At 63.7% G+C, this 14,980-nt stretch carries 12 protein-coding genes; all 12 read right to left on the bottom strand.

Annotated elements, in window-relative coordinates:
* Window positions 1-3 precede the first annotated feature (3 nt).
* The gene (gene recN / locus R8L07_00955) at window positions 4-1,671 is read right to left on the bottom strand and encodes a DNA repair protein RecN (GenBank protein MDW3204081.1); all 1,668 of its coding nucleotides are present in this window, start codon (window positions 1,669-1,671) and stop codon (window positions 4-6) included.
* A 19-nt stretch (window positions 1,672-1,690) separates the two neighbouring features.
* A complete protein-coding gene (locus R8L07_00950; protein ID MDW3204080.1) occupies window positions 1,691-2,473 on the bottom strand; it encodes an outer membrane protein assembly factor BamD in 783 nt (260 codons plus the stop codon).
* Between the two features lie 385 nt (window positions 2,474-2,858).
* The gene (gene lpxC / locus R8L07_00945) at window positions 2,859-3,794 is read right to left on the bottom strand and encodes a UDP-3-O-acyl-N-acetylglucosamine deacetylase (GenBank protein ID MDW3204079.1); all 936 of its coding nucleotides are present in this window, start codon (window positions 3,792-3,794) and stop codon (window positions 2,859-2,861) included.
* Window positions 3,795-4,105: 311 nt separating this feature from the next.
* Window positions 4,106-5,812, bottom strand: a complete 1,707-nt coding sequence (ftsZ, locus tag R8L07_00940) for a cell division protein FtsZ (protein ID MDW3204078.1) — start codon at window positions 5,810-5,812, stop codon at window positions 4,106-4,108.
* A gap of 150 nt (window positions 5,813-5,962) precedes the next feature.
* Window positions 5,963-7,198: a cell division protein FtsA gene (ftsA, locus tag R8L07_00935; protein MDW3204077.1), complete on the bottom strand. Its 1,236-nt coding sequence runs from the start codon at window positions 7,196-7,198 to the stop codon at window positions 5,963-5,965.
* Window positions 7,199-7,258: 60 nt separating this feature from the next.
* A complete protein-coding gene (locus R8L07_00930) occupies window positions 7,259-8,152 on the bottom strand; it encodes an FtsQ-type POTRA domain-containing protein (GenBank protein MDW3204076.1) in 894 nt (297 codons plus the stop codon).
* Window positions 8,140-9,045: a D-alanine--D-alanine ligase gene (locus R8L07_00925; GenBank protein ID MDW3204075.1), complete on the bottom strand. Its 906-nt coding sequence runs from the start codon at window positions 9,043-9,045 to the stop codon at window positions 8,140-8,142. The genes R8L07_00930 and R8L07_00925 overlap by 13 nt, the downstream gene beginning before the upstream one ends.
* Window positions 9,042-9,959, bottom strand: a complete 918-nt coding sequence (gene murB / locus R8L07_00920; GenBank protein ID MDW3204074.1) for a UDP-N-acetylmuramate dehydrogenase — start codon at window positions 9,957-9,959, stop codon at window positions 9,042-9,044. The genes R8L07_00925 and murB overlap by 4 nt, the downstream gene beginning before the upstream one ends.
* A 5-nt stretch (window positions 9,960-9,964) precedes the next feature.
* Window positions 9,965-11,374, bottom strand: coding sequence for a UDP-N-acetylmuramate--L-alanine ligase (gene murC, locus R8L07_00915; protein ID MDW3204073.1), 1,410 nt, complete (start codon window positions 11,372-11,374; stop codon window positions 9,965-9,967).
* Window positions 11,371-12,501 (bottom strand): undecaprenyldiphospho-muramoylpentapeptide beta-N-acetylglucosaminyltransferase, encoded by a 1,131-nt coding sequence (murG, locus tag R8L07_00910; protein ID MDW3204072.1) that lies wholly within the window; start codon window positions 12,499-12,501, stop codon window positions 11,371-11,373. The genes murC and murG overlap by 4 nt, the downstream gene beginning before the upstream one ends.
* Window positions 12,498-13,613, bottom strand: a complete 1,116-nt coding sequence (locus R8L07_00905) for a putative peptidoglycan glycosyltransferase FtsW (protein ID MDW3204071.1) — start codon at window positions 13,611-13,613, stop codon at window positions 12,498-12,500. The genes murG and R8L07_00905 overlap by 4 nt, the downstream gene beginning before the upstream one ends.
* Window positions 13,613-14,980: a UDP-N-acetylmuramoyl-L-alanine--D-glutamate ligase gene (gene murD / locus R8L07_00900; GenBank protein MDW3204070.1), complete on the bottom strand. Its 1,368-nt coding sequence runs from the start codon at window positions 14,978-14,980 to the stop codon at window positions 13,613-13,615. Before murD ends, R8L07_00905 begins: the two co-directional genes overlap by 1 nt.

The raw sequence follows: 14,980 nt of genomic DNA, 5'->3' as shown, positions 1-14,980 counted from the left end.
GGCTCAGACTCCCTGGATAAGACGATCCGCGGCTGCCCGAGCCTCGTCGGTGATTTCCGCGCCCGACAGCATGCGGGCCAGTTCTTCGCGCCGATTATGGGGATCAAGGCTGCTGACCGACGTTGCCGCACGCCCGTCATCACCGGTGGCTTTGGCAACCCGCCAATGGGAAATGCCGCGTGCCGCGACCTGCGGAGAGTGAGTGACGACAAGTACCTGAAGTCGTTCCGCCAGACGCCCCAATCTTTCCCCGACGGCGGCAGCAGTTGCGCCGCCGACCCCGGCATCGACCTCGTCGAACACTAGGGTGGGAACGGTTCCGACTTCTGCCAGCGCGACCTTGATGGCTAACAGGAAACGGCTCAACTCTCCGCCGGAGGCAATCTTGTCCAATGGACCGCCGGGCATGCCGGGATTGGTGGTCACGGTGAAGCCGATCCGGTCGCGGCCCGTTGGGCCCCATTTCGACGGATCCAGTGGATGAATCTCAGTCGAGAAGCGGGCGCGCTCCAGTTTCAGTGGCGGCAGTTCGGCATTCACGGCGGCGTCCAGTTTCTCCGCCGCGCTGCGCCGCCGCGTGCTAAGCGCTTCGGCTGCGCGTTCGTAATCGTTGCGCGCCGTCTCCACCTGGGCCGTAAGGGCGGCCAGCCGTTCCTCTCCCGCATCGATAAAGGTAAGTCTTTCCGCGATGTCCTCGCGCAGCCGGGGCAGGTCGTCCACGGTGGTGCCGTGCTTCCGGGCGATGTCGCGCAGCGCGAACAGGCGTTCCTCGATCTCTTCCAGTGCACCGGAATCGGCGTTCAGATCCGACCCGATCCGGTTCAACTGACCGATGGCTTCCTCGATTTCTACCGCCGCACGGTCAAGTCCGGCAATGGCATCATTCAGCAGTTCGCCCATCTTGTCCGCGACCCGGTCCAGGGCGCGCTGCGCCTGACGCAGCCCTTCATCGGCACCATCATTGCCGGACAGGAAGTCCACCGCAGCCGTGATCGATTCGGTCAGGCGCTCCGCGTTCTGCAGCATTGTGCGACGTTCCGCGAGTTCCTCCTCCTCGCCCGATTGCGGGGCCAGCTTGTCGAGCTCTTCCGCGGCGAAGCGCAGATAATCCTCTTCCTTGCGTGCCGCTTCGGCCTTTGCCGCGGCCTTGTCGTATTCCCTGCGTGCCGCCTGCCATGCGCTGTAGCTGCGCTCGACCGTGCTTCGCTCCGGGGTCAGCCCGCCGAATGCGTCCAGAAGGTCGATATGGGTACTGGCATCCAGCAGGCCGTGCTGGTCGAACTGGCCCTGAACTTCGACAAGCCGCTCCCCGACCTGCTTCAGCAACGCAATGCCGACGGGCTGATCATTGATGAAGGCTTTGCTGCGCCCGTCCGCGGACACCGTTCTGCGCAGGATCAGATGGTCTTCGGGATGCAGGTCGTTCTCTTCCAGAATGGCGTGAACCGCGTGTCCTTCCGGCAGCTCGAACTCCGCGGTCACGGAGGCTTTGTCCGCGCCGGGTCGAACCAGCTTCGCTTCGGAACGGCGGCCTAGGGCCAGGCCAAGGGAGTCGAGAAGAATGGATTTCCCGGCGCCGGTCTCGCCGGTCAAAACGGCCAGGCCGCCGGAAAAGGAGAGGCGCAGTCTATCGATCAGTACGATGTCCCGGATCGTGAGCCCCGTCAGCATGATGCGCGCCGGTCTCCGATCAGAATATCCAGGACCAGGTCCAGCTCAGCCACGAATCCTCGTCCGGGGCGTCCAGATTCCGGCCGCCTTCCAGCAGCGCATAGGAATTGGCGTACCAGTCGCTGCCCGGGAAGTTGTATCCCAGCACCGACGCGGTCCGCTCCGCTTCCGGCCGAATTCCCAGTGCGACGTAGCTTTCAACCAGCCGATGCAGGGCCTCGGGGACATGGGTCGTCGTCTCAAACTGCGCGATCACCGTCTTGAAGCGGTTGATCGCGGCGACGTGCTCATCCCGGCGCTGGTAAAAGCGCCCGATCGACATTTCCTTGCCGGCCAGATGGTCCTGGGTCAGGTCGATCTTCAGATTGGCGTCGCGGGCATATTCGGTATTGGGGAATCGGCGCACCACGTCGCGCAACCCGTCCAGCGCAAGGCGCGTGATCTTCTGGTCGCGGCCGACATCGACGATCTGTTCGTAATATGCGATGGCGCGCAGGTAGTATGCATAGGCGATATCCCGGTTGCCGGGATGTAGGTCGATGAACCGGTCCAGGGCGATGATCGCCTCGTCATAGCGGTCGGCGCGATAGTTCACATAAGCCGACATCAACTGGGCCTTCGTGGCCCAGACAGAGTAGGGATGCTGCCGGTCCACTTCCTCGAAGGCCAGAATGGCGGCGTCGAAGTTTCGGACTTCGAGCATGTCCATGGCCTCGTTGTAGAGTTCCTCCACCGGGCGTTCGACATATTCCGGCTCGTCCTCGGAGCAGGCAGTCAGACCCAGCATCAGAAATGCGGCCATGAGACCTACTAGAGTGCGGCTCTGTAAAGATTTGATCAGACGCATATTGGATCGCTCGTGTTCCCGGGAAGGCGACGCTTTCACACTGGCTGAATATAGCATTACGGCCCGGGGATCAAAATTCATTCGCGGCCCGCGGCCGGACCGAACGATATCCTGGCGGTTCCGGGGATTCGATCATGAAAACACGAGGGAAGCAGAAGGCCGTTTCCGGCAGAAAACATACGCGCCTGCCGGCCCCGACACTCGGTTTGCATCGCTAAGTGGCCGCGCCCTGACATGCCTGGGATCCAACGCCGTTCCAGGCGCGCGATCTCTCGGCGCGGATGCGGTTTGACCGGCAAGCAGGCGGGGAGGCTTCGTGACCGAGTCGTCCGGCAGCCCTTCAGGCTAAGGATAAGGTCTCGGAAGCGGGGACCAGGGCGTAATTTTCCGAATCGGAGAACAGCGCGCGGAGCAGTTGATTGTTCAACGCATGGCCGGTTCGACGGCCGCGGAAATGGCCCAGGATCGGACCACCTGCCAGTGCCAGGTCTCCGACGCAATCCAGCGCCTTGTGGCGGACGAACTCGTCCTCGAACCGCAAACCGTCCTTGTTCATGACGGTGTCGCCGTCGATGACAACCGCGTTTTCCAGGCTGCCGCCGCGGGCCAGCCCGGCGGCGCGCATGGCCTCGACCTCATGGGCGAAGCCGAAGGTACGGGCCTTGGAAAGCTCCCGCTTGAAAGTCAGGTCACTGATTTCCAGGAAAATGTCCTGTCGACCAATGGCGCGGCTCGCGAAATCGATGCCCATCGCCATTGTGAAACGGTGGCCCGGCTCCAGCGAGGCAAAAGCCTCATCCGTGCCGACACGCACGGGGCGTTTCACCCGGACGATATTGCGCTCGACCGACTGTTCGACGACCCCGGCGCATTCGACCAGGAACACAAAGGGTTCGGAACTGCCGTCCATCACGGGCACTTCCGGTCCGTCGAGTTCGACAATGGCATTGTCGACGCCGCAGCCGGCAAGCGCGGCCATCAGGTGTTCGATGGTGGCGACAGAACCGTTGTGGTCGTTCGAAATCTTGGTGCAGAGCCGCGTATCCGTGACCATGTCGAACCGGGCAGGGATGTCGCGCGCGCCATTCTTCAGGTCGACGCGGCGGAAGACGATGCCCGTACCGGGGTCGGCAGGGGTCAGCGTCATGTTCACCGGTTCACCGGAGTGCAAGCCAATGCCGCGGCAGTTGATCGAAGATTTGAGAGTGCGCTGCAGAAGACCGGCCGATACGGACCGTTCCGTCACTTCCGTCAGTTCGCTCATCCCGTCCAGCATTGTCACCACCCACACCCTATCGATCGGTTACTTGAAGCAGCGTTTTCGTGTCACCCCCGCGCCGCGCTGTTCGGCACGCTGATGGATGTACCACCGGGGTCGCAAGGCAACAAATCAACTAGTGTTACACAATGTTGCATTGCGGCGCGGCAAATGGCGGTGCGCATCCCAACCTGTTGTGTCGGCGAGCCCCCTTGGTCGATCTAGGGCAGGAACAGGGCGGGATTTCCGGGCGGAACGCGTTATCCAAACGCAAACCGGCCGCCAACCCGATATGGGCGGCGGCCGGTCTATCGCAATGTTGAGACCCGTCAGTTTGCCTGGCGGCGGAGGAATGCCGGGATTTCCAGCATTTCCTCTTCCGCCTTTGACGGTGCCAGATCGGCTTCAACCGGTTTTGCGGCTTCCGCAGTTCTTTGAATCGGCGCCGGCCGGGGCGCGGCCTGCTGCGGCTGCTGGGCGGGTTTGGCTTCGCCGCGCACCAAAGACGGTTCACTCTGCTTCGACGGCGCGGTCTTCCCGTTTCCCAGGCCCAGTCCGGTAACGCGGCTGAACAGGCTGGTCTTGCCGCGCGGACGCTGGGCGCCGTCGCTACCGTTCATCATTTCGGCTTCACGGAACGGCTCGGCCTCTCGGGCGGGGCCGCGCTTCAGTTCCTCCGGGCGCACCGGTCGCGGCGGAATGAAGGCGTCTTTCGGACGGACGGCTTCCGGGGCAGGGGACGGTCCGGCCGTTTCGGGCACGGCATCCATGTCTGCGGCTTCCTTCCGGTCCGTCGCTGCGGGCGGGTCGTCGAAGAGTGCCGGCTCCGGATCGTATTCGTCCGACTCGGCCGTCGGCTCTGCAGCTTCCGGCCGGGTTGCCGCAACCTGAGAGATTTCTTCCGCGGTTACCGTGGCTTCCATCTGCTCATGCGCTTCTTCGTAGGGATCGGCTTCGGCAACGACTTCCGGGGCCTCCGCGACCTCTGCCGCCGGGGCTTCCACCTTACGCGGACGCAGCGGCGTTACCGAAGAACGCTGCTGGGCCGGGCGCGGATTGACGCCGGCTTCGGATTCGATACCGGTTGCGACCACCGAGACCCGCATCTTGCCTTCCAGGTTTTCCTCGAAGGTGGAGCCGAAGATGATGTTGGCGTCGGCATCGACCTCCTCGCGGATCCGATTGGCGGCTTCGTCGACTTCGAACAGGGTCATGTCCGGCCCGCCGGTGATGTTGATCAGGACGCCGCGGGCCCCCTTCATCGACACATCTTCCAGCAGCGGGTTGGAGATGGCGCTTTCGGCGGCCAGGATGGCGCGATTGTCGCCATCGGCTTCGCCCGTCCCCATCATCGCCTTGCCCATTTCGCTCATCACCGTGCGGATGTCGGCGAAATCCAGGTTGATCAGGCCCGGCATGACCATCAGGTCGGTCACGCCACGCACGCCGGAATACAGGACATCGTCCGCCATCTTGAAGGCGTCGGCGAAGGTCGTCTTCTCATTCGCGACCCGGAACAGGTTCTGGTTCGGAATGATGATCAGGGTGTCGACGAACTGTTGCAGTTCCTCGATGCCCTGCTCGGCGGCCCGCATGCGGTGGGCGCCTTCGAAATGGAACGGCTTGGTCACGACACCGACCGTCAGCATGCCGTGGTCGCGGCAGGCCTCGGCCAGTACCGGTGCGGCACCGGTGCCGGTGCCGCCGCCCATGCCGGCGGTGATGAAGACCATGTTCGCGCCGGTCAGGTGTTCCAGCGCGTCGTCCAGCGATTCCATCGCGGCGTCGCGACCGATTTCCGGTCGGGCACCGGCACCGAGTCCGCGGGTGACATCCGCACCGAGCTGGATCTTCCGGTCCGCCTGGGAATGTTTCAGCGCCTGCGCATCGGTATTCGCGACGACGAACTCGACACCCTCGAGGTTCGAGCGAATCATGTTGTTGACGGCGTTGCCGCCCGCGCCGCCGACTCCGACGACCACGATCCGCGGCTTCAGGTCGACTTCGGCCTCGGGTGCCTTGAAATTGATACTCATGATGCGCCTCCTTCGAGCGACGATGTCTTCAGCCGGTCCTGATTCGCGAGACCTGATATCGAGAATCGAGTCTCTAGTGATTCGCAGGCTTTGGACCGGTTTTTAGCGTTTCCACTGCATGGTTTTGTGCGTTTTTTCCTTGGGTGTTGCTTAAAAGCCACGAAACCACCCTCCGACACGCGCCATGATTCCCCCCTGATTCGCTGCAGGTTGCGTCGCGGTGCTGCGGGCCTCCCCACAATCGTCCACAGCGAAGTGCAGAAGGCCGGCCGCAGTGGCGAATGCCGGCCCTCCGGTAGCTTCGGCAAGGCCGGAAACCTTGAGCGGGCGCCCATGCCGAACCTGCTTTCCAAGAATGCGTCCCGCCATTTCGCGAACGCCGGGCAACTGGCTCGCGCCACCGGTCAGGACGACGCGCTGACCGGCCATGCCGGCGGCACCGGATGCATCCAGGCGCTTCTTGACCAGTTCGAATGTCTCCTCCAATCGGGGGGCGATGATCGAAACCAGATAGCTTTTGGGGACGCGATTGGGGGAGGCATCGTCCTCCTCGCCAATGCGCGGCGCATCGATCATGTCGCGGTCGTCCGACGGCGCGGGCAGGCACGATCCATAAAGCGTCTTCAGCCGTTCCGCCTGATGGATCGTGGTCGAAAGCCCGCGGGCGATGTCGGAGGTAACATGCTGACCACCCACCGGTATGCAGTCGCCATAGACCGCTGCACCTTCATAGAAGACGCTGAAACTGGTCGTGCCGCCACCCATGTCGATCACCGTCGCGCCGAGGTCCTTTTCATCCTCAACCAGAGCGGACAGACCGGCCGCGTAGGAGGAAAGCGCAAAATCGAAGACCTTCAGATGACAGCGCGCGACGCAGTTCACGAGGTTTTGCACGGCGCCTTCATTGGCGGTCACCAGATGCATCTTCACGCCCAGTGTCTGGGCATGCATCGACCGGGGTTCTTTCAGCAGCGGGCCGCCGTCGACGGAGTATCCGATCGGAATGGCGTGCAACAGCATCCGATTCTCGTGGTTCTCCGCCTCTTTGGCTTCCTGTAGCAGGCGAGCAATGTCGGGGTCGCGAATTGCCCCGCCACCGATGGTCATTTCCCGCATCAGGGTGGTGCTTTTCGGCTTCGCCCCGTTGATGGAGACGATGACGTCCTCGATCGTGGTGCCGGCCATCTGCTCAGCGGAATGGACCGCGGACAGAATGGCGCGATAGGCGCTTTCCATATCGACGACCACGCCACCCTTGAGCCCGGCTGATTGTTGATGGCTCATGCCGGTAACGCGGATGCGCCCGGCATCCGAGACCTCTGCGATAAAGCAGCAGATCTTCGTCGATCCCACATCCAAAGCCGTCAGTTTACGTGTCGTCGCCACCGTCGTTCTTCCTCGAAAAGCCGGGCCGGCCCTTACCGGACCCGCGTCTTGGTTGCCCCTTTAGGTTTCTTCGCCTTTTCCCCGGCCCATAACTTCCTGCAGGCCGGGTTCTGTCAGTTGCACTGTCATGCGGTCGGGATGGCGAAGGTCGATTTCACCCACCGCCCGCGACAGGATTTCGTGCTCGCGCTGATAATCCGCCAGTTTGCGCCAGGCCACCGATGCGCCCTGTTCCGGCAGGCTGACGTCGATCCCGCCCTCAAGCCGCAGGTTCCAGCGCCGCGCGCCAACGCGAACGGCTGCCACGACGCGGTCTTCCAGTTCCGGCTCACTTTTCAGCAGACTGAGCAGTTCCGCCGTATGCTGAGGTGCGTCGGGCCCGACGACAATCTTCAGATGGCTGTGCCGGTGCACGTCCTTCTCGCCGATCTCGATCCCGTTCGAATCGATCAGTACGAAACGTTCGTCATGCTGCCAGATCGCGATTGCCTCGCGTTCTTCCAGACGGACGACGACGGTGCCGGGGAAGGTGCGGCGAACTTCGGCTGCACGGACCCACCCCAGTTCCTCCAGGCGGGTGCGCGCGACTTCGGGATCGAAGTCGAGGATCGGATCGCCGATATCGACCTGCAGGGCGCTCAGAATGTCGCTGCGCGCGGTTTCCGTGCGGCCGACGGCATAGACTTCACGAACCGACAGGCCGGCCCCCGCGGTAGCGGCCATGAAGCTGTCATATGTCCAGGCCGCAATGCGGGAGGGGGCATCGATATGCCAGGCGTAGGCAAGGCCGCCCAATACCGCGAGCAGACCCGCGAAGGATGCGCCGAGCGTCAGCGGTGTCCGCATGCCCGTGCTCTCCGCGTCGTTGTCTGCCTTACGCGACTTGGCGCGTTCGCGCGGTGCGGCCTTGGCGGCTTTCCCGGTCGGTTTCTTGGCGCGCATCAGGAATCGCATGACGCGTTCTCCACCATCCAACTCACCAGTTCTTCGAACGAAATGCCTAACTGGAGCGCTTGTTCCGGGACGAGGCTCAAGGGTGTCATGCCCGGCTGTGTGTTGACCTCCAGAATGATCAGTCGGCCCGATTCCGGGTCATAGCGGAAGTCGGAACGGGTCACGCCGCGGCAGCCCAGCGCAACATGGGCGCGCTCCGCCAGATCCATGCAGGTCCGGGCTAGGGTGTCAGAGATCGGCGCCGGGCAGAGATGCACCGTCTTGCCGTCGGTGTATTTGGCTTCGTAGTCGTAGAATCCCTGCTTAGGGCGCAGTTCCGTGACGGCCATTGCCTTGCCGCCCATGACCGAGACGGTCAGTTCCTGTCCCGCCACATACTCCTCCACCATCGCGGTTCCGTAGGACCAGGCGGAATAGTCCGGACCGTTATTGCCTTCCAGCACGATATAGACCCCGACGGAGGAGCCTTCATGGGCGGGTTTCACGACGAAGGGGCGCTGCATCGGCTCCGGCCCGGAACGCAGGGCGTCGATGTCGGTCACGACATGATTTGCCGTCGGAAGGCCCGCCTGACGGAAGAGCTGGATCGACAACGGCTTGTCCATCGCCAGGGTCGATGCCATCCGCCCGGAATGGGTATAGGGAATGGCCATCATGTCCAGCAGGCCCTGGATCGCACCGTCTTCGCCCCATCGGCCATGCAGCGCGTTGAAGACGACGTCCGGTCGTGGCTCCAGGGCGTCGATCAGGGCGCGCACGTCCCGCTGCAGATCGATCCTGCTCACCGAATAGCCGGCATTTTCCAGCGCGTCGGCACAGGCCTTGCCGGAGACCAGTGAAACCTCGCGTTCGGCGGACCAGCCGCCCATAAGAACCGCCACCGATTTCGTCATTCCGCGGTCCTCCCGATCCTCTTGATTTCCCAGGTAAGTTCGACGCCCTGGCTTTCGCGCACCCGTCGGCGGACTTCCTCGCCGAGGGACTCGAGGTCCGCGCCGGTTGCGTCGCCGGTATTGATCAGGAAATTACAGTGCTGCTCCGACACCTGTGCGCCGCCCACCCGAAGGCCGCGGCAGCCGGCTGTGTCGATTGTCTTCCAGGCCTTGCCGCCCGGCGGGTTTCGAAAGGTGGATCCGCCGGTCCGGCTGCGGATCGGCTGACTGGCGCTTCGGCTTTCCTGGATTTCCGCCATGCGGGCGCGAATTGCCGTTTCGTCCCCGGGTTCCGCACGGAAGCGGGCACGTACGAAAATCCAATCCATGGGGATGCCGCAATGGCGATAGTCGAATCCCATATCGGCCGCGTCGATGCGGTGCAGCGTGCCTTCACGATCCAACGCCTCCGCCCAGATCAGGACATCTTTTGTTTCCGTGCCGTAGGCGCCGGCATTCATACGCAATGCGCCGCCGATCGTGCCAGGGATGCCTGAATAGAACTCCAGTCCGGTCAGGGAATGGCTGGCGGCAGTTCTGGCGACATTGGCGTCCAGGGCCGCAGCGCCGGCTTCAACTTCGGTGCCGTCCGCCGAGATGTCGGCAAATCCACCCCCCAGTCGCAGTACGACACCGGCGACGCCGCCGTCTCTCACCAACAGGTTGGACCCGACGCCGATCGGGGTTACGGGAATGTCCTTCGGGGTCGCAGCCAGGAAGGCCTGCAGGTCGGCCAGGTCGGCCGGCTTGAACATCGCATCCGCCGGCCCGCCGACGCGGAACCAGGTGACCTTCGACAGCGGGCTGCCTTCGGAAATGCGTCCACGCACGTCGGGCAGTCTCGCCAGCAAGCCGGTTTCGATATCCGACTTCATCGCCATCATGCCGCGCCTCCCGCCGCCAGGCGTTCCGGAAGCGCGTTCGCCCAGGCGGTGATCGAACCCGCACCCAGACAAATGACCATGTCACCGGGCTGGGCTACCTCGCGAACGGTGTCGGCAAGATCGCTCTCACCCTCGATCACGCGGACGGAACGGTGGCCACGCGCGCGCAGCCCATCGGCCAGATGGTCGCGATCGGCACCTTCGATCGGCTGTTCCCCGGCCGTGTAGACCGGCGCGACCAGAACCATGTCCGCATCATTGAAGCAGGTGCAGAAATCCTCGAACAGATCGTGCAGTCGGGTGTAGCGATGCGGCTGAACCACGGCGACGACCCGGTTTCGGGTGGCTTGCCGCGCGGCGCGAAGGACTGCTGCGATCTCGACCGGGTGATGGCCGTAATCGTCGATGATGGTCACGTCATTCCAGGTGCCGGTCTTCGTGAACCGCCGCTTCACGCCGGAGAAGGCGGCCAGTGCTGCCCGAATGACCTCGTCCGGGATGTCCATTTCAACTGCAACGGCAATTGCAGCCAGGGAGTTCTGGACATTGTGGTCGCCATGCATCGGAAGGTGAATGTCATCGATGCGGCGCTTCTCCTCACCGCGCAAGGCGATTTCAACCGCCATGACATAACCGTCGGGGCCGGGCGTATAGGACACGGCGCGGACGTCGGCCTGCGGGCTGAAACCGTAGGTGACGATGCGTCGGTCCTCGATGCGCCCGATCAGTGCCTGGACCTCAGGGTGGTCGAGGCACACGGCTGCGAACCCGTAGAAGGGAATATTCTGAACGAAGGTCCGGAAGGCGTCGCGCAGGGCGTCGAAACTGCCGTAGTGATCCATATGCTCCGGGTCAATATTGGTTACGACCGCGATCGTCGCAGGCAGTTTCACGAAGGTTCCGTCGCTCTCGTCCGCCTCTGCGACCAACCATTCGCCCTGACCCAATCGGGCATTGGTTCCATAGGCGTTGATGATTCCGCCGTTGATCACGGTCGGATCCTTCTTCGCGGTATCCAGCATCTGGGCGACCAACGACGTGGTGGTCGTCTTGCCATGCGTGCCGCCGACGGCGACGGACCATTTCAGGCGCATCAGTTCGGCCAGCATTTCGGCCCGACGCACGACCGGGATCAGGGCCGCACGCGCTGCAGAAACCTCCGGATTATCGCGTTTCACCGCGGTAGAAACCACGACGACGGCCGCGCCATCGACATGGGCCGCTTCATGGCCGATCCGGACGTCGATACCGAGGCCGCGCAGTCGCTTCACATTGGCGTTGTCCGCCATGTCGGAACCGGAAACTGTGTAGCCGAGATTGTGCATGACTTCGGCGATTCCGGACATGCCGATCCCGCCGATGCCGACGAAATGCAGGCGACCGAGGGTCAAGGGCATGCGCATCACGCAGCCTCCTTCATCGAGTTTCCGCCGTTGCCGTTCGTCAGGCCTTCGACCGCGTCGGCCAGACGTCGGGTGGCATCGGGAATGCCTGTGCGTGCGGCGGCCTGTGCGGCTGCGCTCAGCACCGGCGGGTTGCCGAGAAGCTGTTCGATGCGGCGGGCGAGGTCGTCGGCGGTGACATCCATCTGCGGGATCGCCCAGGCGCCGCCGGCGTCACTGAGCCGCGCCGCATTGGCCGCCTGGTGGTTGTCGATCGCATAAGCGTAAGGGATCAGGATGGCCGGCAGCCCTACGGTGGTCAGTTCCGCCAGGGTGGAGGCGCCGGCCCGGCCGATCATCAGATGTGCGCGGGCCAGTCGCACCGGCATGTCGTCGAAGAAGGGGCGAATGTCGGCGTCGATGCCGGCCTGACGATAGGCGCTCCTGACGGCGTCCAGCTGTTCGGGCCGTGCCTGCTGTTCAACCCTCAGCCGGGATTTCAACCCTTCGGGCAGTCTGGCCATGGCCGCGGGTACCGCTTCTCCCAGGATCTGAGCACCCTGACTGCCGCCGACGATCAGCACATGCAGGGGACTGTCGCTGTCCGGTGTCTTGAAGGGCCGTCCGGCGAGGGCGGCGATTTCCGGGCGAACCGGATTGCCTGTCAGGACGCTGCGTTCGCGATCCTTCGGCGACAAGCCGTCCGTTTCATTGAAACTGAGGGCGATCCGGTCGACCCGGCCGGCCATCAGCCGGTTCGCGCGCCCCAGAACGGCGTTCTGTTCATGGATGGCCGTGCGAATCTTGAGGTGGCTGGCGGCCATCATGGTCGGCACGCTGGGATAGCCGCCGAAGCCTACGACCACGGCGGGGCGCATCGTTCGCAGCAGCTTGCGTGCCTGGAAATAGCCCACCATCAGCTTGAAGACAGCGGCGATGCGGGCGCGCAGGCCCTTTCCGGAAACCCCGGCGGCGCTGATCGTGTGGGCGTCCAGTTCCCCCAGGGGGCCGGAATATGCGTCGCCGCGTCTGTCCGTGATCAGGGCGAGGCGGTTGCCGCGGCGCTTCAGTTCTTCAGCCAGGGCCTGGGCCGGGAAGACGTGGCCGCCTGTTCCGCCGGTTGCCAGGACGACGAGATTGCCTTTGCTCATGACAGCACCCCCGGTCGCTTTCTGGTGAGTGCGAGCAGCATGCCCATCCCCAGACCGAGAGCCAGCAGCGAAGATCCCCCATAGGACAGGAAGGGCAGGGTCATGCCCTTGGTCGGGATCAGGCTCAAGGTCGATGCCATGTTGATCAGGGCCTGCAGACCGAATTGGACCAGCAGGCCGGTCGCGGCGATGACGACGAACAGGTCGTTGTCCTGAAGCACACGCGCGAAGCCGCGCAGCACGATGAAGGCGAAGACCGAGACGATGAGCAGACAGGCAATGATGCCAAATTCCTCGCCCGCGACCGCGAAGACGAAATCGGCATGGCTGTCCGGCAGATGGGCTTTCACGGTCCCTTCGCCCGGGCCCCGTCCGAACAGGCCGCCATTCATGAAGGCGTCCCGGGCCCGGTCGATCTGATAGGTGTCGCCTGCTGCCGGGTCGAGGAACCGGTCGATGCGGCTCTGCACGTGGGGAAAGATGAAATACGCGCCGACCAGCAGCCCGATCCCGCCGATGACCATGATAATGACCAGGACCATGGGCAGCCCGGCCAGGAAGAACTGCACGCCGAAAATCGCGGTGACGACCGCGGCTTGCCCGACATCCGGCTGCAGCAGCAGCAGGCCGACGACAATCACGTAGAGGCCGCAGGCAATGGTGTATCCCGGAATCGGTTCGCCCAGGCGGCGGGCTGCGAACATCCAGCCCGCGATGACCGCGAAGGCCGGTTTTACGAATTCGGACGGCTGAATGGTGAAGCCGGCAATGGAAATCCAACGGGTGGCACCCTTGATTTCCGCGCCGAGGACCAATGTGCCCAGCAGCAGCAGGATCGAGCCACCGAGCATCAACAGGGCGAGCCGGCGCACGGCGCGCGGTTCCATCAGCGACACGCCGATCATCGCCAGCACGGCCGGGGCCAGCAAAATCGCCTGCTTCCGGACGAAATGCATGGAATCCGCGCCAATCCGCTCTGCCACGGACGGGCTGGCGGACAGGGTCATCAGCAATCCCAGCACAGCAAGTGTGACCAGTGCCGCCAGTGTCCAGCGGTCGACGGTCCACCACCAGCGGCCCAGAACTGAATTGTCATTCCGCGCGATAGCCATCACGCCGCCTCCTTCGCGCCGTGCACGATCCGGTCGGTTGCCGGAAGGGCGAGGACGATGTTCTTGAACGTTTCACCCCGGATTTCGAAATTCGGGAACTGGTCGAAGGATGCGCAGGCCGGCGACAGCAGGATCGGGCCGGGCGCGTCGTCATCCCTTGCCGCCTCGCGGGCGGCGTGAACGGCATTCGTCAGGTCGCCGGATCGTAGGGTGGGAATGCGGCCGTCGATCCACAGATCGATGGCTTCCGCGGCCTCGCCGATCAGAAAGGCCCGGCGGACATGCCCCAGATAAGGATCCAGCGGGGCATAGCCGTCATTCTTGTCGCGGCCACCCGCAATCCAGTAGATGCCGTCGAAGGTCGACAGGGCCCTGGCCGCGGCTTCCGCATTGGTCGCCTTGGAATCGTTGATGAAGGTGATCCCGTCAAGGGTCGCCACGCGTTCCTGCCGGTGGGCAAGACCGGGGAAAGTTTCCAGACCCCGCAGAATGACGTCGTCGGACAGGCCCAGGCGACGGGCGACGGCAAAGGCCGCTGCGGCATTCTGAACGCCGTGATCGCCGGCGATGGCGGGGAAACGTCCGTCGGCCACGTAATCCGCGACCGGTTGGGTCGCATGACAGATCGTAACGACACCGTCGGCGTTGCGGCTGCGCTGCTCCACCGCAATAGTCTCGGTGACGGGGGTGTCGGTGCCGATGACGGCGAGACTGTCCGATGTGCGCGGCCGCAGGATGCGCCGTTTGGAATCGATGTAACCGCCCATGCCGCCGTGACGGTCCAGATGGTCCGGTGTGATGTTCAACAACACCGAGATGTCAAAGGCAGGGCTGGGCGTCAGATCCAGTTGATAGGACGACATCTCCAAGACATAGATATCCGCCTTTGGCAGGCTCAATGCCGGAATTCCCAGATTCCCACCGATTGCGACATCCATCCCGCCTGATTTCAGGATATGGCCGATCAAGGCCGTCGTGGTGGATTTTCCATTCGTACCGGTGATCCCGACATAGGTGGCCTCCGGTCGCGCACGAAACAGAAGCTCGATGTCGCCGACGATCTCGACGCCCGCATGGCGGGCGGCGATAACAGCGGGGTGCGGCCGGGGATGGGTCAGCGGAATGCCGGGCGCCAGAACCATGCAGGCGGCGTCGCTCAGGGCGCCCTCGGTCGTCGGGTTGACGATGTCGAAGCGTTCGGAAGCGGCCGCGCTGCGTGCCGCGTCGCCATCGTCCCAGCACAGAACGGTCGCACCGCCGGCGCGCAGGGCGTGGGCCGCGGCCATGCCGGAACGGCCGAGACCGACAACGAACACGCGTCGCCCGGCGTAGAGGATTGGATCGGAAATGTCGGTCCCTGTCGTCAT

Source organism: Alphaproteobacteria bacterium, from assembly GCA_033344895.1.
In the GTDB taxonomy this organism is placed as follows: Bacteria; Pseudomonadota; Alphaproteobacteria; order UBA8366; family Aestuariispiraceae; genus Pacificispira.
Note: the sequence above shows the minus strand (reverse complement) of the source record. Positions and strands in the feature narration are given on the sequence as shown.

Bases quoted from the DNA above. Each gene is read 5' to 3' on its own strand.
- recN (MDW3204081.1), bottom strand. From the start codon at position 1,671: ATGCTGACGGGGCTCACGATCCGGGACATCGTACTGATCGATAGACTG.
- R8L07_00930 (MDW3204076.1), bottom strand. From the start codon at position 8,152: ATGCGATTCCTGATGCGCGCCAAGAAACCGACCGGGAAAGCCGCCAAG.
- murB (MDW3204074.1), bottom strand. From the start codon at position 9,959: ATGAAGTCGGATATCGAAACCGGCTTGCTGGCGAGACTGCCCGACGTG.
- R8L07_00950 (MDW3204080.1), bottom strand. From the start codon at position 2,473: ATGGCCGCATTTCTGATGCTGGGTCTGACTGCCTGCTCCGAGGACGAG.
- R8L07_00925 (MDW3204075.1), bottom strand. From the start codon at position 9,045: ATGACGAAATCGGTGGCGGTTCTTATGGGCGGCTGGTCCGCCGAACGC.
- lpxC (MDW3204079.1), bottom strand. From the start codon at position 3,794: ATGCTGGACGGGATGAGCGAACTGACGGAAGTGACGGAACGGTCCGTA.
- ftsZ (MDW3204078.1), bottom strand. From the start codon at position 5,812: ATGAGTATCAATTTCAAGGCACCCGAGGCCGAAGTCGACCTGAAGCCG.
- R8L07_00905 (MDW3204071.1), bottom strand. From the start codon at position 13,613: ATGGCTATCGCGCGGAATGACAATTCAGTTCTGGGCCGCTGGTGGTGG.
- murG (MDW3204072.1), bottom strand. From the start codon at position 12,501: ATGAGCAAAGGCAATCTCGTCGTCCTGGCAACCGGCGGAACAGGCGGC.
- murD (MDW3204070.1), bottom strand. From the start codon at position 14,980: ATGACGACAGGGACCGACATTTCCGATCCAATCCTCTACGCCGGGCGA.